12 protein-coding genes, 2 pseudogenes and 1 riboswitch are annotated in these 15,172 nt (G+C 45.8%); of the genes and pseudogenes, 12 read left to right on the forward strand and 2 right to left on the reverse strand.

Annotated elements, in window-relative coordinates; all coding sequences use genetic code 11:
* Nucleotides 1–340 precede the first annotated feature (340 nt).
* The 7 genes from ACNAZ4_RS19115 (at nucleotide 341) to ACNAZ4_RS19145 (ending at nucleotide 6,193) form a co-directional block, all read left to right on the forward strand.
* Nucleotides 341–1,510, forward strand: coding sequence for an MFS transporter (locus tag ACNAZ4_RS19115; RefSeq protein ID WP_415817091.1), 1,170 nt, complete (start codon nucleotides 341–343; stop codon nucleotides 1,508–1,510).
* A complete protein-coding gene (gene fdhF / locus ACNAZ4_RS19120; RefSeq protein ID WP_415817093.1) occupies nucleotides 1,491–3,620 on the forward strand; it encodes a formate dehydrogenase subunit alpha in 2,130 nt (709 codons plus the stop codon). Before ACNAZ4_RS19115 ends, fdhF begins: the two co-directional genes overlap by 20 nt.
* 14 nt (nucleotides 3,621–3,634) lie before the next feature.
* Nucleotides 3,635–4,186, forward strand: coding sequence for a 4Fe-4S dicluster domain-containing protein (locus ACNAZ4_RS19125; protein ID WP_251487136.1), 552 nt, complete (start codon nucleotides 3,635–3,637; stop codon nucleotides 4,184–4,186).
* 260 nt (nucleotides 4,187–4,446) lie between these two features.
* Nucleotides 4,447–5,187 carry an Mrp/NBP35 family ATP-binding protein gene (locus tag ACNAZ4_RS19130; RefSeq protein WP_415817095.1) on the forward strand — a complete coding sequence of 247 codons (741 nt, stop codon included), beginning with the start codon at nucleotides 4,447–4,449 and terminating at the stop codon, nucleotides 5,185–5,187.
* A gap of 18 nt (nucleotides 5,188–5,205) precedes the next feature.
* The gene (locus ACNAZ4_RS19135) at nucleotides 5,206–5,733 is read left to right on the forward strand and encodes a Rieske 2Fe-2S domain-containing protein (protein ID WP_415817097.1); all 528 of its coding nucleotides are present in this window, start codon (nucleotides 5,206–5,208) and stop codon (nucleotides 5,731–5,733) included.
* Nucleotides 5,726–5,923 carry a hypothetical protein gene (locus tag ACNAZ4_RS19140; RefSeq protein ID WP_415817099.1) on the forward strand — a complete coding sequence of 66 codons (198 nt, stop codon included), beginning with the start codon at nucleotides 5,726–5,728 and terminating at the stop codon, nucleotides 5,921–5,923. Before ACNAZ4_RS19135 ends, ACNAZ4_RS19140 begins: the two co-directional genes overlap by 8 nt.
* Before the next feature lie 54 nt (nucleotides 5,924–5,977).
* Nucleotides 5,978–6,193, forward strand: a complete 216-nt coding sequence (locus tag ACNAZ4_RS19145; RefSeq protein ID WP_415817101.1) for a hypothetical protein — start codon at nucleotides 5,978–5,980, stop codon at nucleotides 6,191–6,193.
* Nucleotides 6,194–6,227: 34 nt separating this feature from the next.
* Here ACNAZ4_RS19145 and ACNAZ4_RS19150 read toward each other — a convergent pair whose 3' ends face one another.
* Entirely contained in the window at nucleotides 6,228–6,737 is a 510-nt protein-coding gene (locus ACNAZ4_RS19150; RefSeq protein WP_415817103.1) for a hypothetical protein, read from the reverse strand.
* A gap of 566 nt (nucleotides 6,738–7,303) precedes the next feature.
* On the opposite strand from ACNAZ4_RS19150, the gene ACNAZ4_RS19155 reads away from it, so the two are divergent.
* The 5 genes and pseudogenes from ACNAZ4_RS19155 (at nucleotide 7,304) to ACNAZ4_RS19175 (ending at nucleotide 14,289) form a co-directional block, all read left to right on the forward strand.
* Entirely contained in the window at nucleotides 7,304–10,048 is a 2,745-nt protein-coding gene (locus ACNAZ4_RS19155) for a dynamin family protein (protein WP_415817105.1), read from the forward strand.
* Nucleotides 10,049–10,210: 162 nt separating this feature from the next.
* Nucleotides 10,211–10,315, forward strand: a riboswitch (SAM riboswitch).
* Between the two features lie 102 nt (nucleotides 10,316–10,417).
* On the forward strand, nucleotides 10,418–11,518 hold the full coding sequence (locus tag ACNAZ4_RS19160; RefSeq protein ID WP_415817107.1) for a sugar ABC transporter substrate-binding protein: 1,101 nt from the start codon (nucleotides 10,418–10,420) through the stop codon (nucleotides 11,516–11,518).
* Nucleotides 11,519–11,792: 274 nt separating this feature from the next.
* Nucleotides 11,793–12,284 (forward strand): annotated as a pseudogene (locus ACNAZ4_RS19165) (ATP-binding cassette domain-containing protein); the annotation flags it as partial.
* Between the two features lie 321 nt (nucleotides 12,285–12,605).
* A pseudogene (locus ACNAZ4_RS19170) lies at nucleotides 12,606–13,280 on the forward strand (ATP-binding cassette domain-containing protein); the annotation flags it as partial.
* A gap of 1 nt (nucleotide 13,281) precedes the next feature.
* On the forward strand, nucleotides 13,282–14,289 hold the full coding sequence (locus ACNAZ4_RS19175; protein WP_415817109.1) for an ABC transporter permease: 1,008 nt from the start codon (nucleotides 13,282–13,284) through the stop codon (nucleotides 14,287–14,289).
* Between the two features lie 59 nt (nucleotides 14,290–14,348).
* Here ACNAZ4_RS19175 and ACNAZ4_RS19180 read toward each other — a convergent pair whose 3' ends face one another.
* A complete protein-coding gene (locus ACNAZ4_RS19180) occupies nucleotides 14,349–15,128 on the reverse strand; it encodes a formate/nitrite transporter family protein (RefSeq protein ID WP_415817111.1) in 780 nt (259 codons plus the stop codon).
* Nucleotides 15,129–15,172: the final 44 nt, after the last annotated feature.

Raw genomic sequence — 15,172 nt, forward strand, 5'->3', positions numbered from 1 at the left:
CTTGATAGTTTAAGTATAGGCAAAGACATGCCAAGCAACAAACAACTCAACTTACCTGGTCATCAACTTTCAACAGGAGGGCCAGATTGTTAACTACCGCACAAATTTATTACGATTTTGTGTCCACTTATGATGGTGTGACGGACTTCACATATCTTTTAATCTTGCTCCCTTAAGATTTAAGTATGAACGGTTATACAGTGATGATTAGGGCTGTAAAACATTATTAAATCAATTTTTCACTATTCACAAAGTGTTTACAATTTAAGCCTTTTTTGACTGTTTTTCCATGATAAGATGATTTTTGAAATCGGAAACGATTTACAGGGAGGTAGCAAAGTTGTACAAATTCGAGAAATCCTTTTACTCCAAAACAAGCATGTATTCCTTTGTCGCTGTGATGATATTATTTTTCTCAATGTGGTATTCGACCTCGAGGTTTGTCCATATTGACATGGCGCTTTTGGGATATGCAATTTCGTCGGCAGTATTTGCCATCGGGCTTTCAATCAGGATGAGCTTCTGGATGTGGCGTAAAGCGACGAACAAAGTGGCTAAGCGAAGTGTTGACAACCTTTTTAATAAAGAAAGAATGAAACGCAATTCAAAAGCATTGATCAAAACCTTGATCGACAACATCATCTTGCAGAAATTCATTTTCAAGCGCGGTTTATACCGCGGCATTCAGCACTTGATGATTTCATGGGGCTGCATCATTTCCTTCGGGATCACCTTCGGGCTTACATTCGGCTGGATGCGATTCGACTTGATCGACTCAGAGACGTACCAGATCATCGTGTTCGATATGCCAACCATCACAATGGCGGCACACGGACTATTCGCTGAAATCGTCTATAACGGATTGAATATCGGCGCAATCATGGTATTGATTGGAGCCGGAATGGCACTCTACCGACGCATTACTAACTATGATGTAAAAGTTACCCAACGATTCGAGTTCGATATCCTGCCATTGATCATTTTATTGTCGGTAACAGTTACAGGTTTGATTCTGACTATCATGTACACATTCCTTGATGGCTGGATGCACCATTATATGTCGCTGATCCACCAGGTTACAGTCATCATCATGCTGATGTACTTCCCATTCGGAAAACTGTTCCACGTGCCGATCAGGCCGCTGGCTACGGCAGTACCAATGAGTTATCAAGAGGTGATTAAAGTGGATACGAAATCATGTAAGAGCTGCGGACAGCCATACAGCAATGACGATCAGATCGCCGATGTCCAGGCCATTTTAAAAAGCCAGAATTTCGACCTGCAGTTAGCGGACGGATCATATCTTTCAGATTACTGCACAGGCTGCCGCCGCAGGATGAGGGCAATGAAACAAATGAATCTAGAAGCACCACAGGGCAACCCATACGGACCAGTAAGCACAAATAATGGAATTCACATATCAGGTTTCAGCAAGAAGCGTTCGGAAGAGTTTTACGGACTTGACCAGGATTTGAAGGAGGAAAAAATCGATGAGCCAGTTTCTCGTTAAAGAAGGCGTAAAAAACCAGATCCGCAAAGGTGAAAAGCTAGTCACAACTCACTGCTGCTACTGTGGGATGCAGTGTGGGATGCACATCCGCGTTGACGAAAAAACGAATAAGGTCATGGGTGTGGAGCCGCGTTATGACTGGGTGTTGACCAGAGGGAAAATGTGCCCTAAAGGGGTTACTGCATACCAGACAATCGACCATCCAGACCGCATCAAGACACCTTTGATCAAAAAGAATGGAAAGTTCGTTGCTGCAACCTGGGAAGAAGCCCTTGACCTGATTGAAAGAAAGTATAAAGAGATCCAGGGAACATACGGCAAGGATGCGCTAGCTGTGTATGGCGGTGTGTCGATGACAAATGAAAAATGCTACCTGGTAGGAAAGTACGCACGTGTCGGACTGGGCACTCGTTATATCGATTATAATGGCCGCTACTGCATGAGTTCTGCTGCCGGCGGATTCAATAAGACACTTGGAATTGACCGTGGATCATCGCTTCCATGGACGGAACTCGAGCATAGCGACTGCTTCTTCATGGCAGGCTCTAACACGGCAGAATGTCACCCTACTAGTATCCAGTGGTTCTGGAAAGCCAAGGATAAAGGCGCGAAGCTTATTGTTGCCGACCCGCGTGAAACAGCAACTGCAAGAGTTGCCGATGTACACCTTGACCTGCTTCCGGGAACAGATTCAGCATTGGCTAACGGCATCATGCACCTCTTGATCAAACACGATTATGTGGATCACGAGTATGTCCAGGAGCGCTGCAATAATTTCGAAGAATTAAAAGAAATGACCGCTAAATTCACGCCAGAATATACATCGGAAATTACTGGTGTCACAGCAGAAAAAATCATCAAGGCTGCTCATATCTTTGGAAAGTCACCTCGTTCAGTCGTGATGTTCGCTCGCGGAGCGGAACAGCAGACTGCGGGTGTCGACAACGTAAGTCTTTATACGTCCATGGCTTTATTACGCGGCCAAATCGGCAAATTTGCTTCCGGTGTTGCCACTTTTACAGGTCAAGGAAATGGCCAGGGCGGCCGTGAACATGGCCAGAAAGCTGACCTGCTTCCAGGGTACCGTAAGCTTACTGATCCTAAAGAAGTTGAATACGTATCAGGAGTATGGGGCATCAAGCCGGAAGAAATGCCGCAGCCAGGTGTATCCGCTTATGAGATGTTCCACCTGATGGAAGCGAAGACGATTCGCGGACTTCATGTCATTTGCTCAAACCCGGTTGTATCATCACCAAATATCAACTATGTGCAAGAACAGCTTGAAAACCTTGATTTCTTAGTCGTCAATGATTTCTTTCTTTCTGAGACTGCAGAGTTGGCGGATGTAGTCCTTCCTGCAACAACATGGGCAGAAGATGAAGGAACGACTACAAATACCGAAGGCCGGATCATCCACATCCGCAAAGTAGTGGATCCGATCGGTGAATCAAAACCAGACTGGGAGATCATGAGCCTGATTGCTGAACGTCTTGGTAAAGGCCAGCACTTCCAATATAACGAGCCAAGAGAAATCTTCGATGAACTTCGCCTTGCATCAAAAGGCGGCAAAGCCGATTACTATGGTGTCACATACGAAAAGATCGATGAACAGGACGGTGTTTTCTGGCCGGCCCCTGCACTTGACCATCAGGGAACTCCTTCGATGTTCAAAGAGAAATTCGAAACACCAGACGGCAAAGCGAATCTTGCCGTTTGTGATTACAGAGGACCTGCAGAAGTCCAGTCAAAACAATATCCACTCTGGCTTACTACCGGCCGTGTCGTATTCCATTACCTTTCAGGAAACCAGACAAGACGTGTCGACTTCCTGAAGGAGCAATGCCCTGAGCCATTCGTGGAAATGCATCCTGAACTGGCCAGCCAGTACCAGATCGAGAACGGTGAAAGAGTGAAGCTTACCACTCCGCGAGGCGATATGATCGCTCCAGTAAAAATAACGAAAGCAATCCGCAAAGATACAATGTTCGTCCCTTATCACTGGGGCAAGAAGCTTGCGGTCAACCAATTGACCAGCCCGGCATTGGACCCAATCTCACGGATGCCTGAATTTAAAGTCTGTGCTGTAAAACTTGAAAAACTGACTAAATAGGAGGAACGGCCATTATGAATAAAATAATGTACCTTGAATTTGAACGCTGTATCGGATGCCGTGCCTGCCAGGCAGCCTGCCGTGAGTGCGGAGACCATGATGCAAAAGAACGGAACTATGTAGAATATGTTGATTTTACCGAATCACGCCAGACCTTCCCGATGCTGTGCATGCAATGTAAAGACCCGGCATGTGCCCGCGTCTGCCCGGCCAACGCCATCCAGATCACGGAAGAAGGCGTCGTTCTGTCAGCGATGGAAGAAAAATGTATCGGATGCCGCAACTGTACGTTCGGCTGCCCATTCGGTATCCCGAAATTCGATTTCGAAACAAACAAAATGTACAAATGCGATATGTGCTATGACAGAACCCGTCATGATATCGCGCCAATGTGTGCATCTGTTTGCCCGAGTGACGCAATCCGCTTCATCGACTTCGATGAAATGCAGCAATTGCGCAGAAAACGTACCCAGATGAACCTTGTTGAAGGCAAAAAGCCGCAAGAGGGCAATAAATGGGATTACGTGCCTGAGTTTTTTGGAGTTTATACTGATTCACAATCTTAATTTAATGCAGCCGGCCGGAAAAGAGCGCTAAGTTCATTAGGGCCGGCTCTGTTTTTGAACCGGTTAGAGCGATATTGGCGATAATCTGAATTTATTGGCGCTTTTCACAAGTTTATTGGCGAAAACGACATGTTTATTGGCGAAAACCACATGTTTAATGTCGAACTGGAAATTTCCAACGATTTTTTCCAGTTAAGGTTTCAACCAATTTTAGATAAGGTAGGGAATAATAACCCATCCAAAAAAAGAGGTGCTTTCAAATGTTAAAAGGAAATGTGCTGGCGGTGACTAGCGGTAAAGGCGGAGTCGGCAAGTCTTCATTATCAGTGAACCTTGCGCTGGCGCTGCAAAAGCTTGGCAAGTCAGTGGCGATCATCGACCTTGATATATATGGATTCAGTGTACCGAAAATCCTTAACATAGATTCAAAACCAAAGACGTTCAACGGAAAAATCATCCCGGTTGAAGCGAATGGCATCAAGGTAATGTCAATGGGCTTCCTGGTGAAGGACAATGAACCGATCGTCTGGCGCGGCCCGATGCTTGGAAAAATGATTCAACATTTTACCGAGGATGTGCTGTGGGGTGAAATGGATTATTTCATTCTTGATATGCCTCCTGGTACCGGTGATGTCGCGCTTGATATGCACCTGATGATTCCACAGAGCAAGGAAATCGTCGTGACGACACCTCATAAAGCAGCATCATTCGTTGCGGAACGCGCGGGAGCGATGGCGATCAAGAGCAAGCATGAGGTGATCGGGGTGGTCGAGAATATGTCGTACTTCAAGCCTGAAGACAGCGACCTGAAGTACTACATTTTCGGAAAAGGCGGCGGCGAGGAGCTGGCAGCACAGCTGGGTACGGAACTATTGGGTCAGCTGCCGATCCAGGAAGCGGATGAGAACAGTGAGACGCCTGCGATCGCTGCAGATAACACTGTGCTGTTCAAGGAATACTTGAACCTGGCCGAAAAAATCGATGCAAAGTTTCAGCTCTAGGAACAGGAGGATTTGGCGATGAGTGATGATAAAAAACAGAACCATCATGAAGATGATAAAGATATGATCAAGCTAATCGATAACCTGAACAGGAAGGACGACGTCCATTTGAACAGAAGGGCGTTCCTGAAGGCTTCCTTTGGCGCAACTGTCGCGATTGGACTGGCAACGACACCATTTGGGATCTTCACCTTCCTGCGCGATGAAAACGGCGAAGTGAAGAGAGTGGAAGTCACCGATATCAATGACCTGGCAATCGGCGAATCCAGGAACTTCAACTACCCGACGAAAAATGAACCGGCAATTCTGGTCAGGACACCGGACGACAAATTTGTCGCTTACAACAATAAGTGTACACACCTGCAATGCCCTGTTTTTTACGAGCACAAGGAAAACGTCCTTCTCTGCCCATGCCACAAAGGCTATTTCAATGTAGACAGCGGCCAGCCAATGGCGGGACCTCCGCAGCGTGAGCTTCCGAAAATCCTCCTTGAAATCAAGGATGGAAAGGTGTTTGCAGTTGGGAGGGAAGTAAGGCATGGATAAAAAAAGAGCAGCGTTCATCTCGATTTTCCTGTTCCTTGCGGTCAATGTGGTCGCCCTCTCGAATGCAATCGAGGGCTATTATGGCCAGGAAGATGAGCTTGTTTATGGTGCGGTGATCGTCGCTTTGATTTCGACGATTCTCGCGACAACAACATTCTTCATCTGGAGGAAAGCAGAGTATAAAAAGTAATCTGCCGGCGAAGATAAAAGGAGAGTTTCTTTCAATCTAAAAGGGAGGATTGAGATGAAGAATCCTTTTCATCAAGACAGCAAAAAAGAAACCATTGAGGATGTATTGGAAAACTCGGTCCAAATGGAAGAAGATTTGATGAGGACCTACTTGATTACAGCCGAGCGCATCCATGATGATCCAGAACTGAAGGACCGTTTGGAGAACTTCGCCGAAGGCAATGCGAAACGGACGAAGCAGCTGATTGATGAGCTGCAAAAGGAAAAATAAGAAGAGCAGCGGATCATCCCGCTGCTCTTTCTGTTTAACCGAACTGGTTTGTCGGGACAATTTTGATATTGTCACCTTCAAATTTCCTTTCACCAAACAAGGTGATCAAGGTGCAGCTCAAAATCCGGAATGGGCTGACTTCGACTTCGTACTCAGCCAGAATCCCTGATCCGAGCTCCTCGCCAGCTGCATTCAGTGCCTGCACGTTTTGGCCTTCTAATGTTCTAAGTTTCGCTTTCATCAGGAACGCTTTCCACTCTTCCCAATTTTTGATTAAGAAGGCCTTTTCTCCATTCTCCAGGTAGCCGAGCTGGCAGCCTCTTTCATCAATGGCATCTGCATTCCCATAGCTTAACTCCATGACGATATCCCGCAAAAATTGGAATTCATTTAGGTCCAGATAGGGATCGATGTGGAATTCAACTTCATTTCCTGTCCCCTTTATGGTGGCAAGCGTTTTATTGTTCATGATCACAGTTTGGTTTTTTATATGTTCTGATGCAATATCGTCGATGGGAGTGTCCATTATTTTTAAAGTCAGCATAACAATCTCCTTTTCGGTCATCTTGTACCTTTCATTATAATGATTTTGCCCTATGAGCGGTGTGACAAACTTCATTTTATACCCAGAAAGTTGAAAGCTAGTACGAAAGATATAGAAGTCATTTAATATTCGACAGGAACTGGCAAATTACTGGATGGATTATTAAAATCATTACATATTTTTCAGTGCTTGTAGCACAACTGAAAGCTTCCTGAAATCTTGAATGAAAAATAGTCTGATAGAATACAATGATAAGGTTTGAGGGTAAGCCGTAACAGGGAAAAAGAAGAGTTATTAAGGCTGTTTTCGTAAAGATTGTTGTTAAAATCCTAAAGCCGATTTTAACGTGATAATAGCCATTTTGTATTTCGGTACTAAGTTTGCAAGCTCTTTTCTTATAATAGTCGTTAATTGTGTGAAAAATCTTAGGTAATTCAATCCTATTTTGTAACCAATAGCAACAAAGTTTGAGAAAAGAGCCATTATCTAAAACAATTTTTTCATGCCTAAAGGAGTCTGAGGGCTCTTTTTTTGGATTGATATTATCGAGAGGTCGGAGGAAAGTCATGACATTTGAAGAGCAATTAATCAATAAGTCGTATTTTGAAACCTATATGGACTCAGGTAACAGGACACACCCAGTCCAGGTACTTGGAGAGCTCTACCTTGCCGAACAGAAAAATGATATGCCTGACTTGGCAAACATCCGTTTTGCGCAGGGTGAGGTTTATTTTCACCATAAAGACTATGAAGCGGCAATTTTTAAATGGGAAAACATCACGAATGAGCTTGAGCCATGGGCAAAAAAGAACATGGGGGATGCGTTCCTGGAGCTGGGCCTGCTGACATCGGCGGAAGAGCTGTACCTTTCGATTGAGACAGAAAGCGATGTACTGAAAATCGAAAGCGGCCTGCAGCTGTTATCACTTTACATAGAGCAGGGTAAGCTCGATAAAGCAGTTGCTGTCATCAAAAAAGCAGTGGCACTTGATCCGGATTATCCTGGCGTGACTGAAATCGCCCGTTCTTTCTTCGAGGAGCAGAATGATTGGGGAAATGGTGTCGAGCTTGCAGTCAATGAAGGAATCCGGACAGGATCGCCAAAATGGTTCGATGTCTTGAACCAGTATGTTGAACAAGGACATACTGCGGGATTTGCACCTGAATATTTCAACGAGGCATTATCTGTGTTATTCCAGGTGGACAGAAGCCGGTTCGAGCAGCTCGCTGTATCTCTATGGCAAAGCTACCGGAATGAAAGCACCTACATGGCATGGTTAAGGGAATTCAATCAATTATTCAGCGGGATGGATGGCAACAGAAGAGATGGCTGGACACAGCTGTCAGCGGTCTATCAGGAAAGCTATTTCGAATTGATCAGCGGCGACATGCTGATCAAGGAAATTTCGCCGCTGATCCCGGAAATGCTGACAAACTGGCTGAAGATAACAAGCCCGATGAACAGCCTGGTCGCAGCGTCATCCATCATTGCCTGGAATGAGGTGTTTCCTGGATCGATTACAGCTTCAGCGATACATGATGCCGAGACATTAGTCCTGAACTCAAATGAGTACCATGATGGCTATAAGGATAGCATGATGTTGTTCCAGTCGATCATCAAATGGGCAGAGGATCATGAAATCGAGGTTGGCAACAAGATTAAGTGGATGGTCCAGGAGCTACACGAGTCCAATGTCCATAATATGCTGGTCGCCGGCGTTTCGGGCAATGGCAAGTCTTCCTTCGTCAACACAATCGTGGGCGAAGAATTGCTTACTGCCCCGACTGCAGCGGTCATCCGGTTCATGGATCAGGAAAATCCGGCAGCCTATGAAATCACCGATACAGAAATCCGTCAGATCATGGATGTTGAGGACTTCAAGGAGGCAGCGGGTGTCAGCCGCAAGAATCATAAGAATGAAACCATCATTGATTTCAAGGCAGACTTCCCATTCCTGCGCGAACATGACCTGGCACTGATTGATACCCCAGGGGTCAACAGGAATAACTATGAAAAGCATCCGCTCTACAATTACTTGAGATTTGCGGACAGTTTGCTGTTCGTCCTCAATGCGAGTGATCCTTTTACGGAAAAAGAAAGGGATATCCTCGAGAAAATATCAGAATTCTTCCCGGATCTGAATATTCACTTCCTGTTGAATAAAATCGATGTAATATACGGACAGCAGGAAGCAGCGGAAGTTTTCGACCAGACATGGGCAGAGGTCAGCCAGTACTATCCGGATGCAAAAATGTTCGCTTTCTCATCCAATTATGATAATGCCCAGCAGCTGAAGGATTTCTCGAATTTTATTAATACAACCAGAAACGCAGTTGATCTTGAACAGGAACGCACCGCGAAACTGCAGTTCTTTGTCAGACGGGCGATCACGTATTTGCTCAATAAGCGGGTTGAAATCGAAAATAACCATATGGAATCCATCAGCTGGAACGAGGAAATGGTCAGCAAGCTGAATGGTGCCATCAATCAGTTGGGCGATATTGAAGAAGAGAAGTCACGCTCCATCCAGAAGTCATTCCGTAAAATCAAGGATGAAACCCGTGCGGAAATCATTGAAAAGATTCCGGAATTACTGCGCAGCTGTTCTGACTTGGTGACAGAGGACAGTGATTTTGGCAAAATCCATTCGGAAATGGACCAGGAAATGAACAAGCGAATCGAAGAGTATCTGGAACAAACGGTAATGCCAAAGTTCCATGCTGATTTGAATGACTGGATCCAATTTTCAAAGGATGAGTTTGACCAGAGCCAGAATTATTTGGGCGAGATGGCGGAGGGCTTTAACTCTATGTACGGAGAGGAACGAATCAGCCTTGACTGTGATTTCAGGGTGCTCGATGACTGGCGCCGAGATGCTAATCGAATGACGAATGGCGTGCACTATGAGAAGGTCAACATCATGAACCGCTCGACCCCTCAAGCCTTTTTCCTGAAAAGCGCCGGCAAGCTGCTTGGCGTGCTTCCGCAAAATAATACAATGCTTTATAACAGGTATAAATCCTATCTAGAGACAGAGGATTATTATGAAATTGGAGTAACCATCGCCAAGAGGTTCCTGCAGCAATTCGAGATCTTCGAAAAATCGATTGAACGCGATGTGAATCTGTTCTTCAAACAACCGTTCAACGTTCTTGAAGAATCTGTAGAAGAAGCCAAGAGCGAAATCGACCATGGCAAAAATGAATTGGAGAAATTGAGGACCAACCCGGAATTGTACCGCGATCCATTGACACTGTATGAAGTAAAACTTCGCCAGTACGAATGGATGACCGCAGCCGGAAGGGGTTGATCGTTAGTGAAAGGAAGATTCCCGGATTTGGGAGTCTTCTTTTTTTTTACAAGCTACTTTTTTAAGATTAAAAATTTAATTTTCATAATAATATTGACAATATGATTACAGGAGTTTAAAGTAAAGTTTATCAATTTGCCAGATTAATTAAATAACTAAATTCTCTTATCAAGAGTGGCAGAGGGACTGGCCCTATGACGCCCAGCAACCGTTCCATCAGGAATTGGTGCTAAATCCTGCAAAACGATATGTTTTGGAAGATAAGAGAGGAATCTGACCTTTTCACCATTTTGTGTTCGAAACCTCTCTTTTCTGGAGAGGTTTTTTTATTTGGGTTAACTGAGCAGACACATTAAGGGGGAAATGCAGATGAAAAGAGTTGGATTCAAAAAGGTATTTTTAACGGCGGTAGCTTCAGCATTGCTGCTGACTGGCTGCGGTGGAGGAGAAACGAAGACGGCAAGCGGTCCTGTTGAGGGAGTTCCGGATCGTTTTGCGAAGGGTGAAGAAGTCAAAATCAAAGTCATCCGCAAGATTGGCGGAGATGATCATACTGCGCAATTTTTAGCAGGAGCGAAGGCGGAAGGGGAAGCGCTTGGCTTCAAGGTCGACGTCTTCACTGCTAACGGAGATACAGCAAAATTCCATGATGCCATCAACCAGGGTCTGCAGCAGGACTATGACGGATTCATCATCTCACATGGAGATGACGCTGCAACTATAGACGATGTGAAAAAATTGACGGAGAAGGGCAAAAGTGTCGTGACGTTCGATTCGAATCCTGATCTCGCACAGGTTGAAGGCGTGACACTTACTTCCCAGGATGACGAAGCACTCGCAACCCAGGCGCTCGACCAGCTTGTGAAGGACCAAAACGGTGAAGCGAATATAGTCTACCTCTGGGTCGATGGCTTCCCGCCAATGGTCAGAAGAAATAAAGTTTACCAGGAAACCTTGAAGGCTAACCCTGGAATCAAAGAGGTTGAGAGATTCGGAGTTGCCGCAGCCGATACAAGCGTACAAACGCAGAATGCAGTGGCAGCGATGTTGAACAAACACCCAAAAGGAGAAATTGACGCGATCTTCGCGACATGGGATGCATTTGCGATTGGGGCAGCCCGTGCCATCAAGGAAGCAGGCCGCGATGAAATCAAGATTTACGGAATTGATGTTTCTAATGCAGACCTTCAGGAAATCCAGGCAGAAGGCAGCCCATGGAAATACACAGCAGCCGTTGATCCGAAGCTGATCGGTGAAGTGAATATGAGATTGCTGGCGAAAAAGCTGGCTGGTGAAGAAACACCGGCAACTTACGACCTTGAAGCTTCACTGATTTCACAGGAAGAACTTCAGCAGTCGAAAAATCCAGTCAACATGGCAAATCTGGCTGAAATTATCGACGGATGGGGCAAATCGGATGCATTTTTAGAAGATTGGATAAAGAAATTGAAAGATCACTATAAGAAATAACGATTGAGAGGGTTTGTTGAGAAGGTTTTATAGCTGGAAAAATTATTATATAGCGACTTTTTCGGTTTTATAGCGAGTTTTTTATTTTTATAGCGACTTTCTCGATTTTATAGCGACTTTTTCAGTTTTATAGCGACTTTTCAATTTTTATAGCGAATTGGAAATTCCACGCGATTTTTTCCAGTTCAGACACAAACAAAGCAGGCACTCTCAAACAAAAGAGAGTGTCTGCTTTGCAGAAAGGTAGGGAGGAGGAACCGGGATGATACTTCAAATGAAAAACATCAGTATTGAGTTTCCTGGGGTATGGGCGCTGAACGCAGTGGATTTCAACACGGAAACTGGCAGGATCCATGCGTTGATCGGAGCGAATGGCGCGGGTAAGTCGACATTGATGAAGGTGCTTTCCGGCGCGCATGATCACTATACCGGGGAAATTCAGCTCAATGGTGAGAGTGTAGAAATCAGGACTCCAGCTCATGCGCAAAAGCTCGGGATCCAGACAGTCTACCAGGAGGTCGATACAGCCATCATCCCGTCGCTGACTGTGGCCGAGAATATCATGCTCAATCAAACAGTTCAGAATCTGGACAACAGGCACTGGATGAATTGGAAGCAGTTGTTCAAACAGGCAGAAGACATTATTGAGGGCATGAACCTCAAGATTCCTGTGAAAAAGCTTGCCGGGGAACTGACACTCGCGGAAAAACAGCTTGTTTTGATTGCCCGGGCGATTTCAAGCCATTGCTCATTCCTAATCCTCGACGAACCAACCGCTCCCCTGAGCCATACTGAAACAACGGAACTTTTCCGGATTGTCCGCGATTTGGCTAAAAGGAATGTAGGCATTATTTTCATTTCCCACCGGCTGCCGGAAATCTTTGAGATATGCGACGAGCTTACCATCATGAGGAACGGCGAGTTCATTGTGAAAAAGGAAACTGGGGACGTGGATTCACAACAGGTGATTGAATATATGCTTGGCCGGAGGATGGAAGATCAGTTTCCGGCAAGATCCAATACATTCGGAGATAATACTCTTCTCGAAGTGGCAGGATTATCGGATGGAGACAAAGTGAAAAACACTTCATTCCATGTAAAAGCAGGGGAGATTGTCGGAATTGCCGGCCTGGTCGGTGCCGGGAAGACAGAGCTCTGCAAAGCACTTTTTGGCGCATCACCAACCGTTAGCGGTACAGCGAGTCTTAATGGAAAGAAACTCAAACTGACGAGCCCGCATGCTGCGGTTAAAAATGGACTGGCGCTGGTTCCGGAAGAGCGCCGTAAGGAAGGTGTCCTGGTGGCAGAATCGGTCAGCTCCAATCTGACAGCCGTCAGCTTGAAAAAATTCTCCAGGCTATTTGGTTTTATCGACCGGCGCTCTGAAAAAAACATAGCGCAGGAATACATAAAAGCTCTTGGCATAAAGACACCATCAGAATCGGCCAAAGTTGAAAACTTATCAGGCGGGAACCAGCAGAAAGTGGCGATTGGCAGATGGCTGCTTGCCGATGCCGATGTGTATATTTTTGACGAGCCGACCAAGGGTGTCGATGTAGGCGCGAAAAGAGATATTTTCGAACTGATTGCAAAACTTGCAGCGCAGGGTAAGGGAATCATCTATGCTTCCTCTGAACTCTCAGAGATCGTCGGCATCACGGATCGTGTTTACGTGCTTTATGATGGTGAACCGGTCAAGGAGCTCGCCACCGCCGAAACAACAGAAGAAGAACTTTTATTTTATTCAACAGGAGGCAGATAGGATGGAAGCCAAACTCCCATTGCAGCAGGAAACGCCGCCGAAAAAGACATTTGAGCTGTTCCAGTTCTTTTACAAGTACGGGACGATCTTGACAATCTTTGTGCTGATCGCTGTCTTCGCGGCTGCGAATCCGAGTTTTATCAACGGCGACAATGTCATAAATATCTTAAGGTCAATCTCCATCGTGACCATCATCGCAATCGGCATCACCATCTCCCTGACGGTGGATGGTTTCGATTTATCGGTCGGTTCTGTAGCCTCATTATCCAATGCGGTTGTCATCTCGATGTTCGTCTGGTTTTCGCAGAACACCCTGGTTGCCGTTTTATCCGCTATCGCGGCAGCTTTGATCGTTGGCGCACTCAATTCGCTGATGATCGTCAAGCTGAAGATTCCCGATATGCTGATGACACTGGCGATGATGTTCATCATCCAGGGAACGGCGCTGACGTATACAAAGGGCGCGACAGTTTCGGAAAACATGATCCTTCCAGACGGCAGTTTTTCAACAGGGACGATCAGCCCGTATTTTGCAAAAATAGGGCAGGTTCCGTGGATCATTCTGATCATGGCAGTTGCAGTGATCATCGTCCATATTTTCCTGACATATACAAAGCATGGCCGCTATATGTATGTCATCGGAGGAAACAAGGAAGCAGCAAGACTTTCAGGCATCCCGGTCAACCGCTATAAAACAGCTGCCTATCTGCTTTCGGCCCTATTCGCGGCAATTGGCGGAATCGTTCTGGCTTCCCGCGTCATGACCGCAGAAATCAATGCAGGTTCGCCGTATTTAATGGATGCCGTGGCCGCCGCCTTTATCGGCTTTTCCGTCCTCGGGGCAGGCAAACCGAACGCATTTGGCACCTTCATCGGGGCGGTACTCATCGGCATTTTGCAAAATGGTCTTGTGATGATGTCCGTCCCATATTATGCAATGGATATCGTGAAAGGGACCGTGCTGGCATTTGCCCTGGGGATTACCTATTACAAGCAAAAACATTGTTGAGCAAGTAAAAAAGCCGGATTTGGCAGCTATCCAAATCCGGCTTTCTTTTTGTCATACATTCATTCCTCAAAAAATGGTTTGTTCGCATAGTAATACATCCAGCCCATCATGATCCCGCCGCCAATCAGGTTCCCGATCGTCACTGGGATGAGATTGTGGATCACACCGGCAAAGGTAACTGACTGGGGGGCGTCGAGGACCATGCTGATTGCAAAGGTGCACATATTGGCGATGCTGTGCTCATACCCGGAAATAAAGAAGCAGTACACGAAAAACACCATAGCGAACATTTTTGCGCCGTCGCCCTTCATCGACATCGGCAGGAAGAATGCCAGGCAGACGAGCCAGTTACAGAGAATCCCCCGGAAAAAAAGCTCGGAAGTTGGTGCGAGAGTCTTTTTTTCAGCGACGCTCAACAAGAATCCATTCACAGAATGATCATCAAACAATCCTGTTGTGTAAATCAAAAAAGCAAATGCAGCGGCACCGATGATATTGCCAATATAGCTGTAAATCCACATCCTGGTCACTTGCAGCCAGGCCATTTTCTTCCTCAGTGCCGCAAACGTATAGTAGAAGGTATTCCCTGTGAACAAGTCACCACCACCATACGCAATCAAGATGATCGCGGCACCGAAGGTTATGGCAGCAATAGGGTAGGCAAAGGACGAGTGTTCCATATAGAATGGATTCCCTGTCTTGAAGGCAACAATTACCCCAAAGCCAATGAACATCGATGCCAAAGCCGCCCTTGCCAGATAGCGAATTTTGCTCTGCCTGAAAATCTTATGCTTTTTCAGGGCTAGTTTTTCAACCTCTTGCAGCGCTTGTACCTCCAAATTAATACCACCCGTCATGAGTATGTAATAAGAGTATTCTGCCT

It is taken from the genome of Mesobacillus thioparans (genome assembly GCF_965138835.1).
Lineage (GTDB): Bacteria > Bacillota > Bacilli > Bacillales > Cytobacillaceae > Mesobacillus > Mesobacillus thioparans.

What these genes read in the sequence shown, in the direction of transcription:
- ACNAZ4_RS19125 (WP_251487136.1), top strand. Translation starts at nt 3,635, where the DNA reads ATGAATAAAATAATGTACCTTGAATTTGAACGCTGTATCGGATGCCGT.
- ACNAZ4_RS19135 (WP_415817097.1), top strand. Translation starts at nt 5,206, where the DNA reads ATGAGTGATGATAAAAAACAGAACCATCATGAAGATGATAAAGATATG.
- ACNAZ4_RS19150 (WP_415817103.1), bottom strand. Translation starts at nt 6,737, where the DNA reads ATGCTGACTTTAAAAATAATGGACACTCCCATCGACGATATTGCATCA.
- ACNAZ4_RS19175 (WP_415817109.1), top strand. Translation starts at nt 13,282, where the DNA reads ATGGAAGCCAAACTCCCATTGCAGCAGGAAACGCCGCCGAAAAAGACA.
- ACNAZ4_RS19160 (WP_415817107.1), top strand. Translation starts at nt 10,418, where the DNA reads ATGAAAAGAGTTGGATTCAAAAAGGTATTTTTAACGGCGGTAGCTTCA.
- fdhF (WP_415817093.1), top strand. Translation starts at nt 1,491, where the DNA reads ATGAGCCAGTTTCTCGTTAAAGAAGGCGTAAAAAACCAGATCCGCAAA.
- ACNAZ4_RS19130 (WP_415817095.1), top strand. Translation starts at nt 4,447, where the DNA reads ATGTTAAAAGGAAATGTGCTGGCGGTGACTAGCGGTAAAGGCGGAGTC.
- ACNAZ4_RS19155 (WP_415817105.1), top strand. Translation starts at nt 7,304, where the DNA reads ATGACATTTGAAGAGCAATTAATCAATAAGTCGTATTTTGAAACCTAT.
- ACNAZ4_RS19140 (WP_415817099.1), top strand. Translation starts at nt 5,726, where the DNA reads ATGGATAAAAAAAGAGCAGCGTTCATCTCGATTTTCCTGTTCCTTGCG.
- ACNAZ4_RS19145 (WP_415817101.1), top strand. Translation starts at nt 5,978, where the DNA reads ATGAAGAATCCTTTTCATCAAGACAGCAAAAAAGAAACCATTGAGGAT.